The sequence below is a fragment of the Bacteroidales bacterium genome (assembly GCA_035299085.1).
Lineage (GTDB): Bacteria > Bacteroidota > Bacteroidia > Bacteroidales > UBA10428 > UBA5072.
The window spans coordinates 76,097-100,514 of sequence record DATGXG010000002.1 but is presented as its reverse complement, the minus strand read 5'-3'; the positions used below and the strand labels follow the sequence as shown (position 1 = coordinate 100,514).

The window sequence follows — 24,418 nt, the reverse complement described above, 5'->3', positions numbered from 1 at the left end:
TTTAAGGCCTAAGAGATTCTTCAAAATAATATCCTGAGTGATCAGACTACAGACTAACAGACTATAGACTAACAGACTACTTCCTCGCCAGTATCGTGTAGGTAAACTTCACCATGAACGTCCTGTCGCTTAATGCCGGGAGATGGGGCACTTCACGGTTCAGATCTGAATTTCTTCCTTCGTTGTAAACAACATATAAATCCACTCCTTCACGTGGATTATACCGGAACCGGAGGTTTACACCAGTATAATGGTCGGCATTGCTGTACTGAATGAACGAACTGAAGGATAATTTGGTTGACATCATCCACAAAGCTCTCAGTCTGCCTACATTACCTTCAAATTTCTGTCCCCTTGTACTAAACCTCAGCCGGTTGTATTCATATTCTGCCTTTAATTGAACAGACGCACTTACATTCCATGAGGGTGCAAGCATAACCGAAAATCGGTTTCCGTCATAAAATGAACCTGCAAACAGATCCATGCCTATATAAAACGGCTTCACTGAAGCGGTCATGCTGTGCATTTCAAGCATCCAGAAATTGTAATTTCCCGGCGGTATACAGGCTTTATCAGAAAACTCAAACGAATCGGTTACGCTTTCAAACTGCCGGTTAATTCCCTGGTAAGAAAACATGCCTGATTTCATATTGAAGTAATATCCTGCACTTAAAATTGAAGACTCGGTTTTTCCGGTGAGATTTGACTGGTAATTCATCAAAGTTACCTGGAAACCGTCGCTTTGAAGGGCGGATGCTTCTTTGCACAACCATCCGTATCGTAAAGAGCCATTATAATAACTGTAATTATCATGCATATGAAAACCTGAACCGGGGTCATAATCTTTTCCATACCTGCCGTAAGAAAAATTGTAACCCAGTCCTTCATTCCTGAAACGTTTCCAGTTCGCGTATATAGCAGTAGGATTTACCGAGAACAGGTTGTAATGAAGTGAATCAGTTACTACCTGGGCAATTTTAATATTCAGATAGTCATCCTTAAAAAATTTCAAAATGGCATCGGCACCGTAACTGACATTGTAAGAACCGTCAATACCGGCCCTTGAACTCATAATGGCTCCTACATAACTGTTTTTATTGATGACGTTGCGTCGCATACGGATAATTCCAAAATTTTCTGAAGGCAGATTATGCGATGAATCCTTATATGAATTGAATTCCCTTGTCTGCATATCCAGGATTCCAACGTCCCACTTATTCATCATACCGGTGAGCCTGACACCACCGTACAACGGTAAAGGTTCATCTTCGGATAAACCAATGCGGCGACTATAAAACAGGCTGTTTCCCTGTTCGAAGTCAAATGCAAAAATGCTCGACCGTTCCTGGAAAAAACTTCTTTTTTCAGGATAGAACAGATCAAAACGGGTAAGGTTAACCCTCTGATCATCCGATTCTACCTGGGCAAAATCGGTGTTCAGGGTAACATCAAGTGTGAGATTATTTGTAAGACCGTATTTCAGATCAAGGCCACCGCTGATTTTGGGATCATTGTCCTGGTAGTAAGCGGTTTCAGCTTGATTCAACAGGTTTTGCTTTTGGTACCCTCCTATTACATAGGGCGCAATGTAGAAAGGTTTCTTTGACCGGATATCTTTAAATTTAACCTCCCGGGCCTGTGAAACGCGCATAAAGCTAAAGCGACCCCAGTTAGGAGGTATTGCAGGAGAAATATAAGTTTCATTCAGCCTCGGCACCGATCGCACACAAATAAGGCCCATTGTAACGGTCCCGTTGATGTCTTTGTACCGTAAGCTGGAAAGGGGAATTCGCATTTCAAGCGACCATCCTTTGTCGTCCACATGTGTCTTCACATCCCAGAATGTATTCCAGTTAACGTTAAACGGAAGCTCCGGCATATCAGCAATTCCGTCTTTTAAAATGGTATAATCCGTTCTCAATCCCAAGGGGTTAGTGGCAAATACCACACCGTTTTCTTTGTCGTTGAATGAGTCGAATATTACCTGGAACCAGTCGTTTCCTGCAGAAATTTCATCTCTTTTCCTGGACGTCATCATGATTTCAGAAGGGGAGTCATCAAACAGCCGGGCGCCGACATACAGGCATTCATTGTCGTATCCTATTCTGACGTCAGATTTTTCAGTCGGTTCCTTACCAAAAACGGGTGTATGCATTACAAATGTAAGCGGTGGCAAATCGTTCCACACTGCTTCATTCATATAGCCATCAAATACTATTTTTTCATTCAGACGGGGAATAACCGTTTCTTGAGCTGATGATGATCCCGGAAAATTAATTGCAATTAAAACTGTAAGAAAAATGATGAAAAGGCACCTGTTGAAAAGGATCATATCGATTTGATTATGTGCGCCAAATGTATTAAAAGTAAGTTCAGGTAATAAATTTCGTCGTCATAAACCCGAACCCCGGCGACGAAAAGTTCGTATATAGAGTAAGACAATAATAAAATCAAGATATTGCTCACGATTTGAGCGTTCATGCAATACAACCCTTTGTATCCAAAGACCGGGAATGCCCGGTCTTTTTTATGATCTTTCAGTTTTGTTTAAAATTTGTCAATTATTAATAGAAATTTATATATTTGCATCCCGTTTTGAGGGAATGCCTGGATGGCGGAATTGGTAGACGCGCTAGTTTCAGGGACTAGTATTCGCAAGGATGTGCAGGTTCGAGTCCTGTTCCAGGCACCAGTAAATTGATTTACGATTTACGATTTACGATTTACGATTTTAGATTTAGAGTTTTATTTTGCATTTTTGAAACCCGATTTGCCCAGGTGGTGGAATTGGTAGACACACCAGCTTGAGGGGCTGGCGCCTTTTACCGGGCGTGCAAGTTCGAGTCTTGTCCTGGGCACAAAATCCGGATCCGAAAAAGGATCCGGATTTTTTTATTCTCTTTCCTATCTTTGCTTTATGCCCTTTACTTACCAGTTTCCGGATCCGGCCACCGCTGATCACGATGGTTTGCTGGCTGTGGGAGGCGATTTAAGCCAGGAATCGCTTATTACGGCCTATTCACAAGGAATTTTCCCGTGGTTCACTGAAAACTCACCCATCCTTTGGTGGTCACCCGATCCCCGGATGGTATTGTTTCCTTCTAAATTTATACTGACTGACAGTCTGCGGCAGTCGATTAAAAATTCAGGTTTTACTGTGAGAATTGATTCTGATTTTGCTTCAGTGATTGAGCATTGTGAAAAGGCACCAAGAAAAGGCCAGGACGGTACCTGGATTACAAAAGAAATGAAACAGGCCTATATCAATTTACATAAAAAGGGATTGGCTCACTCATTCGAAACCTGGCATAATGATGAACTGGCAGGTGGGCTTTACGGTGTTTCATTGGGGAGGGCCTTTTTTGGTGAATCGATGTTTTACCTGAAACGGGATGCTTCAAAGTTTGCCCTTTATGCCCTCACGCAATGGTGTCTGAGCCATGAATTCCATTTTATCGATGCACAGCAATCCACATCGCATCTTAAATCATTAGGCGCCGAGGATATTCCCCGGCACCTGTTTCTCAAATTGCTTAAAGAAGCGCTGAAGTTTGAGACGATTGCAAATAATTGGAACATATCGTCATTGCGAGGAGCGTAACCGAACTTTGATTATAGTTGAAAGTATTTGAGACGAAGCAATCTGCCCGAACAGGTAAAGCCTTACAAAGACAGACAGAATAGTGGCTGTACTCCTTGTGATGTCCTACCTGTGCTGGCAGATTGCTTCGTCGCGATAAACATAGTACTATAATCAGATTTAATTCACGCTCCTACTAATGACGACTTGTTTTCCTCACCATTATTACACAGAGAACCACAGAGCAGACACAGAGAACCACGGAGAAAACAGATTTTTTCTCTGTGAATCTCTGTGGTGCCTCTGTGAATCTCTGTGTAAATATGTTGTCATATCACAGGGTGATCTTTAAAAATAGGTTTGATTACTCGCAATGACGAGGCTGTTCAAACTATCTCCAGCGTCAGAAAAATCCTCTGGATATTGCTCACCGTGTCGGCATATTCCGGTTTGCTGCTCATGGCTTTCCAATCGGGATGACCTCCAAAAACGCCCCAGGTTGCATCACGGTCGGCCATATCCTTAAATCCTACCATATACAGCAAAGCCGGCATGTACTGGCCCCCAATTATTTTTCCAAAAAATACAGGATCTAATCCCACCTTCAGAAACAGGTCGATTTCCTCGGAATTGAACATTTTAATTTTTCTTCTTCCGGCATCTTCACTGGCACTTTCATAAAGCCTCAGTTCAAACAATCCCTTTTTGTCATTTTGAAAAACAACATTCGGATACCTGTCGAATGCCTCCAGCACGAAGGTTTCATACCGGTTATACAAGGCTCCGGATGCCGGTAAGCTGTTATACTTTTTTGAAGCAACAAGAAAATCATTGTCCGTCATCATCTCCGCACGAAAATCAAAATATGCTTTTGAATCAGGGTAGGAGATTAACACGTAAAGTTTAGCCGGCTCCTCAAGACTGTAATCATTAAAAGCCGCTAAGGAACAATTCCTCTTATTCAGAAAGGGGATCAGAGCTTCTTTAAAGAAGTCCATCAATTGGCCTTTTGCATTTCCGGTGCGTGAGAGATGGTAAACTCTCCACTCGTAAATGCATTTTTGATTTATACCGGCATTCATGGCAGCTGTTGCAGGAATAGTGACTGCGGCACTTCCGGCTAACAAAGCCGAACTTTTAATAAATGATCTTCTTTTCATAATTTAATTTGAAATGACTGTTGCATTTCAAATTTATTAATTTTATGGGATTAACCGGCCTAATTTATTTCTATATGAAAGCACTATTTTCAGGATCATTATTGTTTGCCATACTTTTCAGTGTGAGCTTAACCATAGGATGTAACAAAGAAAAGCAAACCGCTAAGAAAGACTATCCTATCATTCCGGTTCCCTTTACTTCGGTGCAGGTTAATGACCAATTCTGGGCTCCCCGGTTGAAGATCAATCATGAGGTGACTATTCCCATTGCCCTCGACCAGTGCTATAAAACCGGCAGGGTGAATAATTTCCTGTTTGCAGCCCGTATCCGCCAGGGTAACTTTTGCACGCAGTTTCCTTTTGATGATTCGGATATCTATAAAATTATCGAAGGTGCCAGTTATTCTCTTCAAACATTCCCGGACTCCCTTTTGGAAGCAAGAATCGATACCCTGATTTATTATATCGGCAAAGCGCAGGAACCGGACGGCTATTTGTATACAAACCGCACAATTGATTCTACTCATCTTCATCCGTGGGCAGGTAAGAAAAGATGGGAAGGTGATCCTACGGGCAGCCATGAATTATATAATCTCGGACACCTTTATGAGGCAGCTGTTGCGCATTACCAGGCTACCGGTAAAAGAACTCTTCTTGATATAGCCATTAAAAGTGCTGACCTGCTGGTTAAGGATTTCGGACCGGGAAAGCTTGCTTATGAACCTGGTCACCAGGTAGTTGAAATGGGACTGGTTAAAATGTACCGTGTCACCGGGAAAAAGGAATATCTCGACCTGGCAAAGTATTTTCTTGATATAAGAGGAAAAGGAACCGAATACAGCCAGGATCATATTAAGGTTACAGAGCAGACGAAGGCAGTTGGTCATGCCGTTAGGGCCATGTACATGTATTCAGGTATGGCTGATGTGGCTGCCATGACAGGAGATTCCTCGTATGTTAAAGCACTGGATAAAATATGGAGCGATCTGATTTCGACAAAATTCTATATCACTGGCGGAATCGGTGCAGAAGCAGGTCACGAAGGTTTCGGTCCGGCCTATGAATTACCCAATCTCACGGCTTATAATGAAACTTGTGCTTCAATAGGCGAGGTGTACTGGAATTCAAGAATGTTCTTACTTAAAGGTGAGTCTTCTTATTATGATGTCCTTGAGAGGGTGCTTTACAACGGACTTATTTCCGGTATTTCACTGAGCGGAGATCATTTCTTTTATCCCAATCCTCTTGAATCGGATGGAAAGTATGAACGCAGCGAATGGTTTGGCTGTGCTTGCTGTCCCAGTAATCTTTGCCGCTTTATACCGTCCGTTCCCGGCTATGTATATGCACATACAACTGACAGGATTTATGTGAATCTTTTCATAGGAAGCAATGCCGAAATCGAACTCGATGGAAACACCGTGAATATTGAGCAAAAAACTTCCTATCCATGGGATGGCAAAGTAGATTTTGAAATTTCACCTGAAGAAAGTGAAAAACTCGAACTGGCTTTAAGAATTCCCGGCTGGGCCAGGAATCAACCCGTACCCGGTAATTTATATGAATTCACTTCTCCCGATTCATCAAAAATTGAACTTACTGTGAATGGGAGCCCGGTAAAATACGTGATTCAAAAAGGTTACGCCATAGTAGCCCGGCGCTGGAAAACCGGTGATGTGCTTTCACTTACCCTGCCGATGCCTGTCAGGTATGTCAGGGCTAATTCGCAGGTTATTGCGGATGCAGGCAGAGTGGCAATTGAAAGAGGTCCGCTTGTATATTGTGCCGAAAGCGCTGATTACCCGGATGGAAAAATACCGGAAATCATTTCTTCACAGAACATGAAACCCGAATTTGTTCCCGGCGTTTTATCCGGTATTTCAGAAATCAAAACAAATGAATTCACGGCCATTCCTTACTATGCATGGGCTAACAGGGGTCCGCAGAAAATGATGGTATGGTTTAAGCAATGACTTTTAGCCGAAGATCCACTTAAAAACTGGGTACATGATAGATATCAGGGGTATATCGTTGTATGCCCTGTATCCTTCATTGAATTTCTGAATGATTTCAGGGGGCTGATATGAAACCGGATAGGATGCTGATTTGCCCAATACAACATTGATCAGCTGCATAACCAGGCAATCACACATCAGTATAACTGCAATGATGAAATGGATTGCATCGGTAGTATAAATTCTCAGCGGATCGATATTGAACCTGGAAGCCAAACAGATGGCTGTAAGCCAAATGGAAATTCTGATAAAAAAGCCGGTATTATAAAGATAGCTTATATTCGACCTGGTACTGAAAGCTGTCAGTAGTATCCCGGATAGAAAAGCTGCTCCTGCAAATCCGGCAATCAGTCGCCATACAAGGCTTGGAAAATTCAGAAAAACTAAACAACCTGTTATACAAAGCACTTTTATAAGAACCGTCAGGGTATGAATGACCAGGGCTTTTTGTGACCGGGGAACAAAAATACTGATACTCCTGGTTACATAGTTAGCACTTCTGAGAATATTGCTGTCTTTATTCAGTTTAATATCCTGCAACTTAAGTAATTCAAGCTTGTAAGGTGACGAATTAGCAGTTTTACCCGGACAGTAAAAACATTTTTCCGCAGAGGGATGGGTACTCTTTATCTTGTTCATGATCCGGCTGAAGGAATAGTAAAATTCACCGGGTTTGAAATAGTTTTTGCGGTTGTCATGATAATACCAGCCAATACCGAAGGCAAACGGCCAGGTAAGGAATAAAACAAGGATACCACTCCAGTGTATGGCAAAAGCCAGCACAATGGGTGTAAAACATAGGAAAATAAACAGAAAAAGACTGAATAGCCTCATAAACATAGTGAACAAGAGGGCTATATCATTTATTCCGCTCTCCTGGAAGGCTTCATGCTGTTTTTTGAATTTTTCATAACGCATCCTTGCCTGTCGTCTGGCGCGTTCACGGGCTTCATTCACGAATTTCTCATAGGCCTCGTTATTTTGAGGCGCATGAGGGTATGATTCATATGTTCTTGTAAAAACAGGCCGTTTTACATGATTGATCAGGTAATCATAAGCCTCGGTGATTTCACAGAATTTTTCCTGGGCGTCGGGTGATTTGTTTACATCGGGATGGTATTCTTTGGCAAGCAACCGGTATGACTGTTTGATTTCATCGATTGAAGCATCAGGTCTTACACGCAGGATCTGATAGTAATCTTTCATACCGGTTTAATCATATGTCTCCCCTTCAGGATGACATTTTCTTCCCGTAGGTGTCAATAAGATTAAACAATTCAGTTGCAATGATGGGTTTTGAAATATATCCATTGCAACCTGCATCCATGGCTTTTTTTCTGTCCTCATGCATCGCGTAGGCTGTCTGGGCAATAATGGGCAGTTGCGGTCGGAACTCCTTAATCTGACGGGTCGCGTCGTATCCGTTTAAGAAAGGGAGCTTGATATCCATCAGAACAAGGTTTATATCCTGATTCTGACGACAGAGTTCGACAGCTTCCAATCCGTTGGCTGCCCGGATTGTTTTGATCTGGCTTTTTGACAGGATGGTTTCAAGAAACAGGTAGTTGACATCATCATCTTCCACAACAAGAACTAACATATTATACATTTTTTTATTTGGCAATCTTTTTTCACTTCTGATTTTTGTATCACCTGATTTATCCGGTTTTAAAGGCAATGTAAAATGAAATGTTGAACCTGCACCGGGTTTCGAATCCAGCCATATCTTTCCATCCAGGTACTCTGTAAGTTTTCTTGAAATGCTCAATCCCAATCCTGTTCCTCCAAACTGGTTGCTTATTTCCAGTTCAGCCTGCCTGAACGGTTCGAATATTTTTTCATGTAGTTCCGGGGAAATGCCTATTCCGGTATCTTCCACAAAGAATTCAATTTCAGTCCTGCTTTTCTTATAACCGAATTCAACACTGCCTTGATCTGTGAACTTGATTGCATTGTTCAGGAGGTTTGTAAGAATCTGTCTTAAACGCGTTTTATCGGTTATAATAACGCTTTTATCATTGCTCAGAGGTTTGTAAGCTGTAAGTTTCAATGATTTTGCCTTTGCCTGTGGCTCAAAAAAGGCATATAATATGTTCATCATATCATTCACCACAACTTCTTCAAAGGACAGGGAAATCTTACCAGTTTCCATCCGTGAGAAATCAAGGATATCATTAACTATGTTCAACAGTTGTTTGCTGCTGTCAATTACTATTCCGGCGTAATTAATCCGTTTATCCTCGGGAATTTTTGAATCATTAAGGAGTTCTGAAAACCCGATGATTCCATTCATCGGAGTGCGGATTTCATGGCTCATATTGGCCAGGAAAGCAGATTTGAGTTTATAGCTTTCTTCTGCGTTCATCCTGGCTTCAACAAGTTCTGCATTTATTTTCCTTATATGATCAATGCTTTCAATAAGTTCTTTGTTTTTTTGAGCATATTCCTGGTTAAGCATCCGGTTTTGTTCAATCTGAGCCTTCAGATCATCTTCATTTTTCTTTTGCCGTGAGATATCGATCAATGTGCCTGTCATTCGCAACGGGTTATTCTGTTTATCCCGCTGAACTATTCTCCCGCGGGCTATCACCCATATCCATTCACCGTTCTTATGTTTCAGCCGGCTCTCATGTTCAATAAAATCAATTGTTCCGCGTGAATGTGCTTCAATGAGTTCCTCAAGGTTAATGAGATCACCCGGATGCACACGTTTACGCCAGGTATCCATTGTGAGAGGTTCAAGTTCTTGCAGAGTATATCCGATTATTTCAGCCCAACGGTCATCATATACCACTTTGCCTGTATCAAAGAACCAATCCCACAATGCGGCTTTTGATGCTCCAATGGCCAGTTTGAACCGCTCCTCATGCTGGCGTATTTTTTCTTCCTGCCTGAAACGTTCCGTCATGTCGCTGAATACAAGCACAACCCCGCAGATTTCATTATGATCATTATAAATGGGAGCGGCGCTGTCCGAAATATAAAACTCCTTATTCGATTTTGTCTGGAGAACGGTATTCAGTCCGATTTTGATCAGTTTTCCTGATTCCAGCACTCTCTCAATCGGATTGCTTATTTTTTTTCGTGTTGAAATTTCAATGAAGGTGAATAACTCTTCTGTTCTCTTCCCCAGGCAATCGCTTACTTTTAAGCTGAGAAGTGATTCTGCAGCGGGATTCAGTTGAGTGATCCTGCCTTTAACGTCTGTTGCAATCACCGCATCACCTATTGAGTTGAGCGTAATCCTCAGATTTTCACGGTTTATAGCCAGGTCCTTAGTAATACCGTTCTGAATAATAGAATAAATAAAGAAAGCCCACATCATCGGAACAGAAGCGCCGACAAGATTTTCAACCGATTCAAGCTGGTGAGTAATGTTAAGCCATTCCAGTATCATGAAAAAAACATAAGCCAGTGTATCTGTAATTAAGAGGCCAAGAAGAAACCGGATGTCACGGGTAGGCGTTGCAGATCTGAAAAACAGGAACAAAAGTCCCATGAAAAGGATTGAAAAACTGAAGATGTCAAGTCCGGCAATTCCGTTCATGCTTTAGCCTCCTGTTTTTTCTTTTGAGTAGCTTTGTGACACCAGATCAGAAGAAGAACAGAACTTACAGCATAAGAAATATGTTCGGAAAAGTTAAGCAGATTTTCAAGGAAAAAGCCTTCAAGAACAGTGAATACCCAAGCGGTGAGGAGAAAACAATACGATGCAATAAGGAAAACCCATGAATTGATTTTCCTTATATGATCTAAATTCATAATGATCAGAAAAAGTACGCCAATTCCAAGAATCAGCATTACTACTTCATTTTCATTTAACATGATTTCAGTCTTGGGATTAAATCCTCTTTAAAGATAAAAATCTTTTAAATAAATTATACTTATTAATCCTATTTTTGTGAGCAGGGAAAATATCTGCAGCATGTCATCCACTCCATTTCTTAAGGAAATTGCCCGCATATTACTGAATTCAGAAGAATACAATCTTTCAGAGACATGCGTAGTTTTCCCAAACAAGAGGGCCAGGCTGTATCTCAGCCGGTATATGGGAGAAATCACACATAAGCCGGTTTGGGCTCCACAATACCTTACCATCGTGGAAATGATGGAGAAGATTTCAACATGTTCGGTGGCTGACAGGATTACACTGCTTTTTAGTCTGTTCAATGCTTACAGAAAGATTACCGGTTCATCGGAAAGCTTTGATTTGTTTTATCCTTACGGTGAAACGCTGCTTGCCGATTTTGATGAAATTGACAAGTACCTTGTGCCGGCATCAGACCTGTTTACGAACCTGTCGGGACTTAAATCCATTGACGGTAAATTCAACTACCTTACCGAAGATCAGCTCAATCATATACAACGCTTCTGGAAAACTTTCAGGCCGGGAAATATTTCTGAAAACCAGGAAGGTTTTATCAGCTTATGGGAATCACTCTCGGGAATATACAAAGAATTCGGTGCTATTCTGAATGAAAAAAATATAGCCTATGAAGGTATGGCATACAGGAAGGCTATTGAGATTCTAAATTCTGATCCTTTGCCCATAGCGGGAATCACCCGGTTTGTTTTTGTGGGATTCAATGCACTGAATACATGTGAAGAAAGATTATTCCGCATTCTGAAAAATACAGGATCAGCTGATTTTTTCTGGGATTACCATACATGGTACACAAATACCGACATTCATGAAGCCGGTTTTTACATCCGCAAAAACATCACAAGCTTTCCACAATCAAAACCTCTCCCAGATGAAAACCTGCGTAACACTGAAAGGAAGCTTTATTTCGTTCCGGTGTCGTCAAACAGCGGACAGGCATCAGCTTTACCCCATATCTTTAATAAACTAAACCTTAATGCCGGTGAATCAGAAAACACGGCGGTGGTTCTTGCAGACGAGGAGCTTCTTTTGCCTGCACTTTATGCATTGCCTGATTCTGTATCTGCCGTCAATGTAACCATGGGATACCCGGTTGGGACATCTATTGTTTTTAGTCTGGTGGATTCGTTGTATGAATTGCTGAAAAACGCCAGGACAAACCCTTCAGGCCAGGTTAAATGGTATTATAAAGATGTTCTTTCTGTAATGACCAATCCCCTGCTTATTAAACGATATTCCGGTGTGATCGATCGTTTCAGGGAAAGAGCAGCCAATGAGCACACGATATATGTAACCCTGGATGATATACTTCCTGATCTACCGGGAGAAGTGATTTTTGCAGAAAGACTCCATGAGAATGCCTGCATGTATTTACTTGAAGTGATCAGTTCTGTTTTGCGCGATCTTCCGGGGGAAAAAAGCGGAAGCAAACATGCCGATCCGCTGCAAATTGAGTTGTTATTCCAGGTATATACCTTTCTGACGCGGCTACAGGATATTCTGAATCAACAAACTGAGGTACCGGGACGGGATGTGCTTTTCAGATTGATCCGTAAAATTCTCCGGAATATGCATATTCCCTTCAGCGGTGAACCGCTTGCCGGTTTACAGTTATTGGGGATACTTGAAACAAGGACTCTCGATTTTAACAATGTGATCCTGTTATCAGCCAATGAAGGGGTTCTTCCCAAACCTTCTGAAAAACCGTCTTTCATACCCTATAATCTCCGGTCGGGTTTCGGACTGCCTACACCGGAACATCAGGATGCAATCTATGCATATTATTTCTATCGGCTGATTCAGAGGGCTCAGAATGTGGCACTGGTTTATAATTCGTCTTCAGGCGGAATGAAAACAGGTGAGAGAAGTCGTTTTCTACACCAGTTACAGTATGAAATGCGACTTCCGTTCGAGGAATTGCAATTCAGCTCATTTGTCGGGCAAATCCCTGTAAAAGCTGTAACTTATCCTAAAGATGAAAAAGCCCTTTTCCTGCTTTCCGGTTATTGCAAGGAAAATGGAAAATGCTTATCACCGAGCGCTATAAATGAGTATTTAAATTGTGGCGTTAAATTCTACTTTCACTATATCGCATCCCTTCCTCAACCAGAGGAAGTTTCAGCAGAAATCGATTCAAGGATGTTCGGAACCATCCTTCATGAAAGTCTGAATATTCTTTACAGAGATTTCGGCGTTTCAGTCATAACCGCGGAACATATTACCGAACTGCTTAAAAACGAAGCGCTTATCAATAATGCCCTTGATGCATCATTTTCAAAGGTGATGACGGGAAACACGACTATTGAAGGGTATAACCTGATTGTACGCCATGTGATTTACAAGTATATAAGGCAGTTTCTCGAATCGGAACTCCGGTCAGCTCCTTTCAGTATTATTGCCCTTGAAAACCGTTTCCAAACAGTAATTCCTTTAACAGTGAACGGCACGGATCTCAACCTCAATATCGGGGGAATTATCGACAGGGTTGATTTAAAAGACGGCATGGTCAGAATACTCGATTATAAAACCGGAAAAGTTAAGAACCGGTTCGGACTGATGGAATCGCTCTTCGATGGAAACAAATACGACAGGAATGATGCGGCATTCCAGGTTTTGCTGTATTGTCTTATCTATGACCAGTCCCATCCGGGAGCCAGGTTGACCCCCGGCCTTATATTTTTCAGGCAAAGTCATGAAGAAACGTTCAGCACTTCAATTAAATACGGAAAAGAACCATTGCAGGATTTCAATACTGTAAAAAATGACTTTGAATTGTTGCTGAAATCAGGTTTGGAAGAATTGTTTGATATCACCGTTCCCTTTATTCAAACCGAAAACCTCAAAACCTGTACCTATTGTGCCTATAACAAGATCTGCCGCCGCACCTAAACATCAAACATCAAACATCAAACATCAGACCTCAAATGCGCATAGACATACTGACAATCCTTCCTGAACTGCTCGAAAGTCCTCTCAGCCATTCCATCATAAAAAGGGCCCGGGAGAAAAACGTTGTTGAAATTGTGATTCACAACATAAGGGACTACTCTCAGAATAAGCAAAAGCAGGTTGATGATTATTCTTTTGGAGGAGGTGCAGGTATGGTCATGTGCATCGAACCTATTGACCTGCTGATTACCAAGCTGAAAAGTGAACGCAGCTATGATGAGATTATATACCTCACTCCCGATGGTGAGACTTTCAGCCAGAGACGGGCAAATTACCTGGCCACATGTGAGAATATAATATTGTTATGCGGCCATTATAAAGGAGTGGATCAGCGGGTAAGGGATTACCTGGTTACCTGTGAAATTTCGGTTGGTGATTATGTATTGTCCGGTGGCGAACTGGCTGCAGCCGTAATTACGGATTGTGTTGTAAGGCTTCTTCCGGGAGGCATTTCTGATGAAACATCTGCACTTACGGATTCATTCCAGGATAATTTGCTTGCTCCCCCTGTGTATACCCGTCCGGCAGAATATAAAGGCTGGAAAGTTCCTGAAATACTCATATCAGGGCATCAGAAGAACATTGATGAATGGCGTCATCAGCAATCGGAAGAAAGAACATTAAAACTTCGGCCTGATTTACTCAGAGAACCTGTAAACAGGAGAAAGGGAAAGGACAGGGAATAAAAAACGGCTCAGGGATTAACCTGAGCCGCACACTCAAACTGGAATTTGAAAACTTCTAAAATCTGAATCCGAGAGAGGCTACAAACCTGAATCGGTTTTGGTTAATTGTCGAAACATTATCAATCAGATCATTTGTACTTCTGGGATCGTAGGCAGAATAAAGCAGGTACTTGTCTTTTTTGTTTGAAAGGGATGAGAATCCCAAATCAAAGAAGAAGGAACTGGTTCTGAAACCAAATCCTGCAGTAAGTTCGCTTGTATTATTTTTACCGTAAAACCGTGTCAAATCAGAAGTTGCATATGGATTTTGGTACAGACCACCGCCAAGTCTGACAAAAAGATTGTCAAATCTGGCCTCACCACCTATTTTAAAATTGACAACTTTCCCATACATATCTGGTAAGAAATCATTGTTGTCCTCAAATGAAGGATCATCTATTGATTTAAAATGGATTTTCGAATAATCAAGGAATTCTATATCTGAAGAAATTATACCCATTTTGCCAAGTTGTATGCTGGCGCCGGCCTGTAATTTCATTGGTGTGGCCATCCTATACGAATACTCACCATTTGCATAAATCTCTCCCAAATCATCAGTAGGTACAAAACCAGACTTGAATTCAGAATACATTGAATTTTTATAGGATTCGTCAAGTCGGTAAAAAGTTGGAGTTTGGAAACTGGCCCCAAGTCGGACAATTTCAAACAAGCGTACCATGGTGCCAAAATTGAAATTTATTCCATGACCGTTGACAACCTCTTTTTCAGTATAAGTAAAATTAGCAAAGTCCGATTCGGCTGGATCACGGTTGATTTCAGTATGACTCATTTGCGTTTCATATGAGATTTGGTTGATTCCCAACCCTGCCCCCACATACCATATATTATTGAAATTCAACCCAAAGGCAAAGTTCCATTGTCCTGTTCCACCGCGGGATTCAATTATCCGTCGTTGCTGATTACGATACATAACCGGGGTAGTGTATTCAAAATTGGTGCCTGCAGTTGTATCAATTAAATAGGCATCGAAGGCCAGCCTGTTTGTAAAGGGATCCAAATCTTCAGGATCGGTTCCGTTTATATTATTGCCGCCAGGATTCATAAAATAATCAATTAGCGAAGTTCGTTCGTTTGTACCAACGATGTTGACCCTGTTATTGAAATTATTGATCCTGTTATAACCTAGGGCATATGAAGCACTAACAAGGCCTTTTTCCTTATTTGTGATAAAGGTGCCAACATATCCAATATTACTTAGACTAAATTGATATTTGTAATCAGTATTTGTTTCACCCAGATAATTGGCTTTTGTAGTAGATAAACCCAGGTAAGGAGAAAACACAAATTCTGATTTACGATATAGACCCAGCCCTGCCGGATTGATATAGCTAGATGAGAAGTCCCCTCCAAGTGAACTAAATGCTCCACCCATTGATAAGCTTCTTGCAGACAAAGTAGGGAAGTTTTGTGAAAACTTTATGGCATCCCAGGCTTCCTGATCAGGGCTGGCTAACTGGGCCTGTATGGCTGAAGAAATGCATACTGATACTATCACCAATGAAAGAATCTTTTTCATAGTTTGCGATGTTAGTAAAAACTGGAAATTAAACTTTTTGCTCAGGACCTGAATTACCTTCTTCCACCTGAACTGCCGCCTCCTGAATGGCTGCTTGAACCAGATGAAGATCCACCGCCTGAATAGCTGCTTCCTCCACTGGACCTGCTACCGCCGCTGTAAGAACTACTGCTGCTGCTGCTCCTGCTGCTTCCTGATGAATAGGATGGTGACGAGCCGCTGGAATAACTGCTTGACCTGTTGCTGCCTGAGCTGTAATTTGATGAACCGGTTGAATAGCTGGGACGGCTGTATGAAGATGATGAGCTGCTACTGGGCCTGCTATAGGTTGATGAACTTCCCGACCTGTAAGTTGAGGAAGTACCGTTGCTGCCTGAAGAGCGGGTATATCCTGATCCGGATGATGACGCACCGCGATTGGATCCACTGTAAGTTGAATTATTCTGTGACGATGGCCTTGTATATACCGGTCTTTCCTGTGAATTTCCTGACTGCCTCATAGTCGGAGTGGTTGAAGCCGATCTTGTAGTAACCGATGTTCCGTTGGATCCGGTTCTCCTGTAAGATTCGGTTGTACCATATGCACGGCGGGTTGTTGTTGTGCCTGAAGTGCTTTTTACACCGGTGGTATTTCCGCTGGCAACTGACCTGCGACCGTCCGAAGGTGACACGCTGCTAACCCTGCGGGCTCCGTTATAAGCAGTGGCACCTGCAATACGGTTGTTTTCAATGGTTCTCCTGGGACCGTAATAAACAGGACGGTCATTATGAGCATAATGATTATGATATCCGCCGTAATATCCGGGGTAAGTTCCATACCCGTAGTAATCCCAGAAACTGTAGTAGGGACTTCTCCAGTAAGGATTATATCCGTACCATGATGAATAATAATAGGGATTATAAAAATTATCGTAATAACCATACGGTGAATAATATGGCCAGCCATACCCATAGCCATACCCATAATAGGGATAACCGAATGACATACTGAATGACCACCCCGGCGAATAAAAGAAAGGATCGTAATAGTCAAAATAACCTACCGAGTAAAACGGATCATAGAACCTGCGGATCCTGGATGCATAATAATAATCGCTTCCATAGAAATTATTGGTTACATAAGTATTACCGTCAGCCTGTTCTTCGCTGTATTCAGCATCTGCATTGTTGTCAACGTAGTTCTGATCTTCAGCATACTGAACTGAATCGGTATAGGTAACACCCTGCTGAGCCTGCTGATTAGCTTTTTTGTTTTTGCCGGTTTTGCGCTGCTGCTCGAGATTTTGGATGTATTTTTCGTAATCGCTGGGTTGCCTTGATTCTGTTGCTTCCTGTTGGGTTGCAGGAGTCTTGTTATCAGTGGCCTGTACAGCCTTCTTTTCGGAAGGTATATAGTACATATCGTCATATTCCTGAGAAGTCTTCTGACCCATGGCGCCGGAGAAGGCAAAAATGCCAAGAACCAGGACAAAATATGAACGTAAAATAGTTTTCATGACCTTACCTCCTATTTTTATGTGAATTTAAACTTTTTATTCTTTATTTTGCAAACGTTAAAATTTCGTAAAAGTAAACACAAATTCTATACCAAATATTTGTTATGGCTAAAGAATTAACAAGCAGAAAAGAGAATTATTCTCAATGGTATAACGATCTTGTAATAAAAGCTGACCTTGCAGAAAGTTCCGCTGTCAGAGGGTGCATGGTTATTAAGCCATATGGTTACGCCATCTGGGAAAAGATACAGGGCGAGCTCGACAGGATGTTTAAGGAAACCGGTCATGTTAATGCATACTTTCCTCTTTTCATACCAAAGTCTTTTTTTAGTCGTGAAGCGGAGCATGTTGAAGGATTCGCCAAAGAATGTGCCGTAGTAACTCATTACAGGCTTAAAAATGATGAAAAGGGCAAGGGACTTGTTGTTGATGAAAACGCCAAGCTCGAAGAAGAACTTATTGTAAGGCCTACTTCGGAAACCATAATATGGAACACCTATAAAAACTGGATTCAGTCATACCGCGATCTGCCCATCCTGATTAACCAGTGGGCCAACGTAGTAAGATGGGAAATGAGAACCCGTTTGTTCCTTCGCACAACTGAGTTTCTTTGGCAGGAAGGCCATACCGCTCATGCTACCCGTGAAGAGGCTGAGGAAGAAACAAGGAAAATGCTAGATGTCTATGCAACTTTCGCTGAGAACTTCCTGGCAGTACCGGTAATTAAAGGTGTAAAAACAGAATCTGAAAAGTTCGCCGGTGCCATTGCCACCTACACTATTGAAGCGCTTATGCAGGATGGAAAAGCCTTGCAGGGTGGTACATCTCATTTCCTGGGACAGAATTTCGCCCGCGCCTTTGATGTGAAATTCCTGAATAAGGAAGGTAAACTGGATTATGTATGGGCAACTTCATGGGGTGTAACCACTCGTCTTATAGGTGCACTAATTATGGCACACTCCGATGATAACGGACTTGTATTGCCGCCCCGGTTGGCTCCGATCCAGGTTGTCATCGTTCCTATTCATAAAAACGACGAACAATTACAAGCCATCTCCGAAAAAGCCGAAAGCATCAGAAAATCGCTTACCAATCTTGGCATTTCAGTTAAATATGATGGCCGCGACACTCAGAAGCCCGGATGGAAATTTGCTGAATATGAGCTAAAGGGCATACCGGTTCGACTGGCAATCGGGCCCAGAGACCTTGAGAACAATACGGTGGAAGTGGCCCGTCGCGATACTTTTGAAAAAAAGATATTACCTCTTGAAGGAATAGAAACCTATGTGAAGGATCTGCTGGTAGAAATTCAGCAGAATATATACCAGAAAGCTTTGACTTTCAGGGATAGCAATAAATTCTATGTTAATTCGTGGGATGAATTCAGGGAAATAGTTGAAGTAAAAGGTGGTTTTGCTTATGCTCACTGGGACGGAACTGCTGAAACCGAGGCAAAGATCAAGGAAGAAACCAAGGCCACGATCCGTTGTATTCCGCTGGATAACCCGCAAGAGGAAGGAAAGTGTATTTTAACAGGAAAACCTTCAAAACAGAGGGTACTGTTTGCAGTGGCCTATTAAACCTTACCGTCATTGCGAGGAGCGAGACGGATTATTCAGGTTACGGTATATGTAACTGCGACGAAGCAGCTTTTTGCATCCAGCACCAGTATCTAGAAATTATCCCTCCAGCTCTTCCTCTTATCCCACTTCAGGTCGCGGAGGATGGCTGATTTGGCATTGATGGTGAAGTAGTAGCTTTTGTAGTTACCAAAAGGTACCACACCAATTTTCATTTCCCAGCAATGAAGATCCCTGTATACGCTGATATTGGTGGCACTCAATTCCTTGGCAACGAAGTCATAGGATGAATTAAGCCCGATCTTCCATTTTGGTGTTATACTGATATCCCCGCTCATCCTCACTGAGCTCGTTTTACGGGCTACATACCCGGGTTTATCATAGCGGAATGAATAGTCGATATTAACCGACCAGGGAATATCAAAATCAACGTAGTCATTCCTTACCGAGCCACCTTCTTGTTCATACATATCCGTCATTTCCTGGGTATTTTCGTAACCCTTATCGATATCAGTCTGTCCCCCGGTTTTTGCATTGCTGTCCTTTTTCTTTCCTGCTGCTGATTGCAAACGGAAACCCGTACTGAACTGCACTGTGGTTAACCGGAATAGTTTTCCTGTCTGATTGATAAGGAATACATCCTGCCTGTTTCCTTTTTCATTGAGTCCGTAAGGATCAAATGTTGAACTTAACTGGATTTGCAGGTTCTTATTGAATAAGGTACTGCGGGCATTCATTGTTACAGGCGCCCATTTGAACTCAGGCGAGAACGGGCGGTAACTTGTGGCAAAATCAAGGTTGTCAAGAATAGTGACTTTTTTCCCTTTTCCGGTCGAGTCGTTCTTTGAACGTACCTTCATTTCAACGTTATTGCCCAAACCAAGGGATAATGATCCGCTTTTACCATTCACCGACGGTGTTGAATTCATTTGTCCCGCATACATCGAATATTCTTCATAAGTTCTGTTAGCGCCAATTGAAGAATTAGTAGGAACTTTGCGATAGTAGTCAGGAACAAGTCCTTTCATGTCGGGTGTAAAACTGAAGGACGCCTTTGGTGACATTACATGTCGAACTGCGATGATTTTTGGGTTAGCCCGTTTATTCGTGTACATTCCATAAAGTTTCGGAGAAGCACTCACCCCGATCGAAGCAGAGAATGCATGGGCATAAGTAACTCTGTGGATTGTATCGGTTATATAATTTTTATTCCCATAAAATAGAGTGTCCGAAACATGTGTTTTCCTAATGTAATAAGGGAATACAACCCCGTTGTAACTTACTCCGGGAGTGATGGTGATCAGGTTTTTAAGAATTCTGATATTATCCAGTGAAATCGGGATTGTATGTGCAAAACCGCTTTCCATTTTCTTCAATGTGCTTTCGGTAAAAAATACAGAATCCCCGATATTATTCATCCTGTTTATCAGTTTGGAATTATAGCTGATCTGTATATTCTGTAGCCAGTTATAATCACCGTCATCCTTTTTTCCCCTGAACGGGTAAATGCGGTCCATGTTAAAAGTAACGCTTGGCAGGGTGGCGCTTATAGTCTTGCTTCTTGTGTTTTGTGAAGCGTTCAGGTTGGCAGCAAAATTAAACGGCCTTCCGGGCCATCTTTTTGTGAACGCTATACTCGAGTTCTTCTGATTTTCGAGAATATTGCCAAAATTGGTGCCCTGTCGTTTTTCAAAAGAACTGGTTGCAAAATCGACGCTTGCCCTGAAGGTGCGGGTGGGGTTTGCTTTCGGATCTTGTGAATGACTCCAGTTAATTTTGAAATCCCTGGATGAAATTGAACTGGGATCGTCGTTGATTTTATTCATGAAAAACTGGGCTGAAAACTGACCGTTGTATTTATATCGTTTCAGATATTGGCTCACAGCCTTCACTCCCCAGGTGCCCCTTGAGTAAATTGAACCGGCGATAGATACATCCAGGTAATCGTTAAAGGCAAAATACCATCCCCCGTTTTCAAGTCCGAAACCGCGACGCTGTTCGTCGCGGAACTCAGGTATGATGAATCCTGACGTTCGCTTGTTTGTATTGGGAAAAAAGCCAAACGGCAATCCGAGTGGCATAGGTATGTCTTCAAAAACGAGGTATCCGGGTCCTGCCACGGTTCTCTTTCCGGGTATTGAAATTGCTTTGGTAAGTGCAATGTAAAAATGAGGATGGGGAGCATCGCAGGTAGTATACTTACCATTTTTGATATTGATTTCCCCGTTTGCCATTCTTTTTGTAACGGTACTGTGCAAGTATCCTTCACCCTGCTGGGTAATAATACTTTTAATCTTGGCTTTCCGGGTTTGAAAATTGTATCGCATGGTATCGAAATCAAATTTTTCGGTACCCTGTGTAAATTCGGGCCTGCCTGTCAATTGTCCGCTCGAATCAATGGCCCCGGCAGCCATGGCTATACGGGTGTTATAATCAAATTCGATATAGTTACCTGTCAACCCGATATCCTGGTAATTTACAACGCCTTTGTCGTATAGGAAGACTTTTTGCTGCCCGATTGAAAAAATAAGCGAGTCTTCGGAAGAGTATTTTATTTCGGCTTCAAGCAGAGGTTTCTTGGCTTTTTTTGTACTGTCATTCAACAGCGTGTCAGCCTTAACTCTAACAGAATCGGCAAATACCGTGGAATCGGGTTTTTGAGTATTCTGCTGGCCTGCCATGTTAAGGGTCATCAAAGCCAGCAGGGGAATAAGCAGAAGCCTGAAAAGGGAAGGAGACAAGCGGTAAATTTTTATATTTCGTTGTTTGTTAGAAAACATAAGAACATTGTTCCCCAAAAATGCTGCTTATTGAATCAATAAGAAATGCTAATTTTGCATATCCAAAAAGGTCATAGGCTGCAAAGCTAATAAAATAACGTGTTGAAATGAACAAAAAATGTACCGTGCTCATTTTTCAGAGGTTTTTTATACTTTTTTATGTTTTCATCCTCGGGCCGGTATCGATAGCTGCTCAGACTCCTGATAACGGGTATAAGCTAAAAACGGTGGTTATAGATGCCGGGCATGGTGGCAAAGATCCGGGCTCGATCGGTAAACATGCTACAGAAAAGGAACTCGCTCTTGCAATCGCTTTAAAAGCAGGGAAATATATTGAAGAGAACATACCGGAAGTTAAAGTGATTTATACCCGTAAAACCGATGTGTTTGTTCCCCTTTTGGAAAGAGCGGAAATAGCCAATAAAAATAAAGCCGACCTCATTATATCGATTCATGTAAATGCCATCAGTAATCCGCAGATTTCAGGAACCATGACCTTGGTTTTGGGCCTAAATAGGACAAGTGAGAATTTTGAGGTGGCAAAAAAGGAAAACTCCGTTATTTTGTTAGAGGATAATTATAATACTAAGTATGCCGGCTTTGATCCCAATGATCCGGAATCGTATATCATGTTCTCGCTGATGCAGAACTTGTATTTTGACCAGAGCGTCATCATTGCAGGGCTGGTTCAGGACCAATTCAGGGAAAAGGCACAAAGGAGTGATAAGGGTGTTAAGCGACAAGGGTTACTTGTCCTTGCGCAGTCAGCAATGCCCGGAATACTTGTGGAAACAGGTTTTCTTTCAAACCCTGATGAAGAGGCGTTTCTGATGAGCAAGCAGGGACAGGATTACCTGGCATCGGCAATTTACAGGGCTTTCAGGGACTATAAAGATATTGTGGATTCAAAATCAACGCTGACGGCTTCTTTGGGAAATCGCCATGTCGTAATTACCGACAGCAATAGTCTGGATCCGACCGATACTTCTTCGGGTGTCGATCCTGATCCCGTTGCTCCTGACAATCGTTTTGAAACGAAAAAGCCCGATATTCAGTTTAAAGTTCAGATTGCAGCATCACTCAAACCCATAACACAGGGATCACACCTGTTTAAGGGCATGAAGGATGTTTCGCAATACAGGGTGGGTAATTATTATAAGTATGCTGTCGGAAGCAGCAGTACCTTTAAAGATATTATTCCTTATAGTAAAACAGTGAAGGAAAAATTTCCGGATGCCTTTATCATTGCAGTGAAGAATGACACCATTATTCCGCTTGATAGGGCGCTGAAGGAGCAGTAGGGAGTAAGGAGTAGGGAGTAGGTGAGATGCTGGATACCGGATGTCATGCTGAGCGGAGTCGAAGCATTAAACGGGAAGTCGCATGCGTCCCATGGGTCCTATACGTCCCATTTAAGAACTTTGTTATAAACATATTATAAACTAACTAATAGCCTAATAGCCTAATAGCCTAAAATACTAAAACATGAAATTTTCCAGAGAATTTAAAATCGGTTTTGTTGCCTTTGTTGCAGTGGCCCTTGCCATTTGGGGAATCAATTATCTGAAAGGTAAAAACATTTTTGAGTCGAGTCAACAGTATTATGCTGTGTATAATAACGTTAAAGGTCTTGTTGAAAATGCAGTCGTCAATCTCAATGGGTATAAAGTCGGGAATGTTACAAAAATCCAGTTCGACAAAGACAATGTAAACCGCATCGTAGTGAAGATTTCAATGGATAAAGACATCAGGTTGCAAAAGAATACGACTTTACTGCTCAAGAGTGGCAGCCTGATATCAGGATCAAAGGATATCGACATAATTCCGGGAACTGAAAACGGATTTCATGTATCGGGCGATACGCTGATAGGAGGAATTGAACCTGACATCACCAGTGTTCTTGATCCTGTAATTAATAAGGTACAATCTGTGATCGGTGCAGTGGATACGCTTTTGCTATCGTTGAATGACGTGCTTGACCCGCAGACAAGGACTAACCTCAAAAATATGATGGCAAACCTCAATTCTGCAACGGCTTCGTTACGCTCAAATCTTCAACCTTCAGGCCAGCTTGGACAGACACTCGGGAATCTGAATGAAGTTACCGCCAATCTTAAGAAAAGCAACGAGAATATTTCTAACATCCTTGCCAATTTTGCCGCAATATCCGACACACTGAAACAGGCTGAACTGAAAGCCCTGATTGTACATGCAAGTGAAACATTCGCGCAAACCACTGACCTGTTTACAAAAATCAATAACGGTCAGGGTACAGCCGGTCAGCTGATGGTAAATGACTCTGTTTACAACAATCTCAATAATGCGCTGTCAAGTCTTGATTCTCTGTTAATTGACCTCCGGGAACATCCGAAACGATATGTTCACCTTTCTGTTTTCGGTAAAAAGGATAAATAAATTTAAGTTATTAACAATGGTGAAAAATGCTGTTTTGATTTGTTTAGTTCATATCAAAAGTGTTTAATCCTTTATTCCTAAAATTAAAACTTTACATATTTCACTTAAGGTCCTAAAAGACAAATTTGTATTCATGATAGTTTTACAATGTAATCATTATCAATACATTATACTTTTGTCAAAATTCTGAATCATTAAATAACTGAAATAAACATGGATACCTTTTTTAGAAGAAAATCAAGCGAAAAATGATTTTTTTTTTTATTTTTTTTTCACAATCTTGCTGTGACAATAAATC

At 41.7% G+C, this 24,418-nt stretch carries 15 protein-coding genes and 2 tRNA genes; 9 read left to right on the top strand and 8 right to left on the bottom strand.

Translation table 11 applies throughout. From position 1 onward, the window contains the following. Positions 1-76 precede the first annotated feature (76 nt). A complete protein-coding gene (locus tag VK179_00580) occupies positions 77-2,332 on the bottom strand; it encodes a DUF5916 domain-containing protein (GenBank protein HLO57212.1) in 2,256 nt (751 codons plus the stop codon). A gap of 273 nt (positions 2,333-2,605) precedes the next feature. Here VK179_00580 and VK179_00575 point away from each other — a divergent pair. From VK179_00575 to aat, 3 genes are all read left to right on the top strand, one after another. Then, positions 2,606-2,692: transfer RNA gene (locus tag VK179_00575), tRNA-Leu, on the top strand. 80 nt (positions 2,693-2,772) lie between these two features. Further along, positions 2,773-2,858 (top strand) — tRNA-Leu (locus tag VK179_00570). A 59-nt stretch (positions 2,859-2,917) separates the two neighbouring features. Continuing rightward, positions 2,918-3,601 carry a leucyl/phenylalanyl-tRNA--protein transferase gene (aat, locus tag VK179_00565; protein ID HLO57211.1) on the top strand — a complete coding sequence of 228 codons (684 nt, stop codon included), beginning with the start codon at positions 2,918-2,920 and terminating at the stop codon, positions 3,599-3,601. A gap of 365 nt (positions 3,602-3,966) precedes the next feature. Here aat and VK179_00560 read toward each other — a convergent pair whose 3' ends face one another. After that, positions 3,967-4,740, bottom strand: a complete 774-nt coding sequence (locus tag VK179_00560) for an NIPSNAP family protein (protein HLO57210.1) — start codon at positions 4,738-4,740, stop codon at positions 3,967-3,969. A gap of 74 nt (positions 4,741-4,814) precedes the next feature. On the opposite strand from VK179_00560, the gene VK179_00555 reads away from it, so the two are divergent. Beyond that, positions 4,815-6,713, top strand: a complete 1,899-nt coding sequence (locus VK179_00555; protein HLO57209.1) for a glycoside hydrolase family 127 protein — start codon at positions 4,815-4,817, stop codon at positions 6,711-6,713. 3 nt (positions 6,714-6,716) lie between these two features. On the opposite strand, the gene VK179_00550 is transcribed toward VK179_00555, so the two are convergent. From VK179_00550 to VK179_00540, 3 genes are read right to left on the bottom strand one after another with little or no spacing between them, the layout of a single operon-like run. After that, the gene (locus VK179_00550; protein HLO57208.1) at positions 6,717-7,961 is read right to left on the bottom strand and encodes a DnaJ domain-containing protein; all 1,245 of its coding nucleotides are present in this window, start codon (positions 7,959-7,961) and stop codon (positions 6,717-6,719) included. Positions 7,962-7,986: 25 nt separating this feature from the next. Further along, positions 7,987-10,302, bottom strand: a complete 2,316-nt coding sequence (locus tag VK179_00545; GenBank protein HLO57207.1) for an ATP-binding protein — start codon at positions 10,300-10,302, stop codon at positions 7,987-7,989. Beyond that, the gene (locus tag VK179_00540) at positions 10,299-10,580 is read right to left on the bottom strand and encodes a hypothetical protein (GenBank protein HLO57206.1); all 282 of its coding nucleotides are present in this window, start codon (positions 10,578-10,580) and stop codon (positions 10,299-10,301) included. The genes VK179_00545 and VK179_00540 overlap by 4 nt, the downstream gene beginning before the upstream one ends. A 76-nt stretch (positions 10,581-10,656) precedes the next feature. Between VK179_00540 and VK179_00535 the strand changes: the two genes are divergently transcribed. Together VK179_00535 and trmD are read left to right on the top strand one after the other, a co-directional pair. Beyond that, a complete protein-coding gene (locus VK179_00535; GenBank protein HLO57205.1) occupies positions 10,657-13,527 on the top strand; it encodes a PD-(D/E)XK nuclease family protein in 2,871 nt (956 codons plus the stop codon). Between the two features lie 35 nt (positions 13,528-13,562). Beyond that, a complete protein-coding gene (gene trmD, locus VK179_00530; GenBank protein ID HLO57204.1) occupies positions 13,563-14,273 on the top strand; it encodes a tRNA (guanosine(37)-N1)-methyltransferase TrmD in 711 nt (236 codons plus the stop codon). A 55-nt stretch (positions 14,274-14,328) separates the two neighbouring features. Here the strand turns inward: trmD and VK179_00525 are convergent, their stop codons facing one another. After that, positions 14,329-15,849, bottom strand: coding sequence for a hypothetical protein (locus VK179_00525; protein HLO57203.1), 1,521 nt, complete (start codon positions 15,847-15,849; stop codon positions 14,329-14,331). Positions 15,850-15,902: 53 nt separating this feature from the next. Further along, positions 15,903-17,345, bottom strand: coding sequence for a hypothetical protein (locus VK179_00520; protein ID HLO57202.1), 1,443 nt, complete (start codon positions 17,343-17,345; stop codon positions 15,903-15,905). A 104-nt stretch (positions 17,346-17,449) separates the two neighbouring features. Here VK179_00520 and proS point away from each other — a divergent pair, with 104 nt between their 5' ends. After that, entirely contained in the window at positions 17,450-18,925 is a 1,476-nt protein-coding gene (gene proS / locus VK179_00515) for a proline--tRNA ligase (GenBank protein ID HLO57201.1), read from the top strand. 92 nt (positions 18,926-19,017) lie between these two features. Here proS and VK179_00510 read toward each other — a convergent pair whose 3' ends face one another. Next, positions 19,018-21,666 carry a putative LPS assembly protein LptD gene (locus VK179_00510; GenBank protein ID HLO57200.1) on the bottom strand — a complete coding sequence of 883 codons (2,649 nt, stop codon included), beginning with the start codon at positions 21,664-21,666 and terminating at the stop codon, positions 19,018-19,020. Positions 21,667-21,812: 146 nt separating this feature from the next. Between VK179_00510 and VK179_00505 the strand changes: the two genes are divergently transcribed. Together VK179_00505 and VK179_00500 are read left to right on the top strand one after the other, a co-directional pair. Continuing rightward, complete coding sequence (locus VK179_00505) at positions 21,813-23,006, top strand: N-acetylmuramoyl-L-alanine amidase (protein ID HLO57199.1); 1,194 nt, start codon at positions 21,813-21,815, stop codon at positions 23,004-23,006. Between the two features lie 184 nt (positions 23,007-23,190). Further along, the gene (locus VK179_00500; protein ID HLO57198.1) at positions 23,191-24,120 is read left to right on the top strand and encodes an MlaD family protein; all 930 of its coding nucleotides are present in this window, start codon (positions 23,191-23,193) and stop codon (positions 24,118-24,120) included. Positions 24,121-24,418 lie beyond the last annotated feature (298 nt).

What these genes read in the sequence shown, in the direction of transcription:
- VK179_00580 (HLO57212.1), bottom strand. Translation starts at nt 2,332, where the DNA reads ATGATCCTTTTCAACAGGTGCCTTTTCATCATTTTTCTTACAGTTTTA.
- aat (HLO57211.1), top strand. Translation starts at nt 2,918, where the DNA reads ATGCCCTTTACTTACCAGTTTCCGGATCCGGCCACCGCTGATCACGAT.
- VK179_00560 (HLO57210.1), bottom strand. Translation starts at nt 4,740, where the DNA reads ATGAAAAGAAGATCATTTATTAAAAGTTCGGCTTTGTTAGCCGGAAGT.
- VK179_00555 (HLO57209.1), top strand. Translation starts at nt 4,815, where the DNA reads ATGAAAGCACTATTTTCAGGATCATTATTGTTTGCCATACTTTTCAGT.
- VK179_00550 (HLO57208.1), bottom strand. Translation starts at nt 7,961, where the DNA reads ATGAAAGATTACTATCAGATCCTGCGTGTAAGACCTGATGCTTCAATC.
- VK179_00545 (HLO57207.1), bottom strand. Translation starts at nt 10,302, where the DNA reads ATGAACGGAATTGCCGGACTTGACATCTTCAGTTTTTCAATCCTTTTC.
- VK179_00540 (HLO57206.1), bottom strand. Translation starts at nt 10,580, where the DNA reads ATGTTAAATGAAAATGAAGTAGTAATGCTGATTCTTGGAATTGGCGTA.
- trmD (HLO57204.1), top strand. Translation starts at nt 13,563, where the DNA reads ATGCGCATAGACATACTGACAATCCTTCCTGAACTGCTCGAAAGTCCT.
- VK179_00525 (HLO57203.1), bottom strand. Translation starts at nt 15,849, where the DNA reads ATGAAAAAGATTCTTTCATTGGTGATAGTATCAGTATGCATTTCTTCA.
- VK179_00520 (HLO57202.1), bottom strand. Translation starts at nt 17,345, where the DNA reads ATGAAAACTATTTTACGTTCATATTTTGTCCTGGTTCTTGGCATTTTT.
- proS (HLO57201.1), top strand. Translation starts at nt 17,450, where the DNA reads ATGGCTAAAGAATTAACAAGCAGAAAAGAGAATTATTCTCAATGGTAT.
- VK179_00505 (HLO57199.1), top strand. Translation starts at nt 21,813, where the DNA reads ATGAACAAAAAATGTACCGTGCTCATTTTTCAGAGGTTTTTTATACTT.
- VK179_00500 (HLO57198.1), top strand. Translation starts at nt 23,191, where the DNA reads ATGAAATTTTCCAGAGAATTTAAAATCGGTTTTGTTGCCTTTGTTGCA.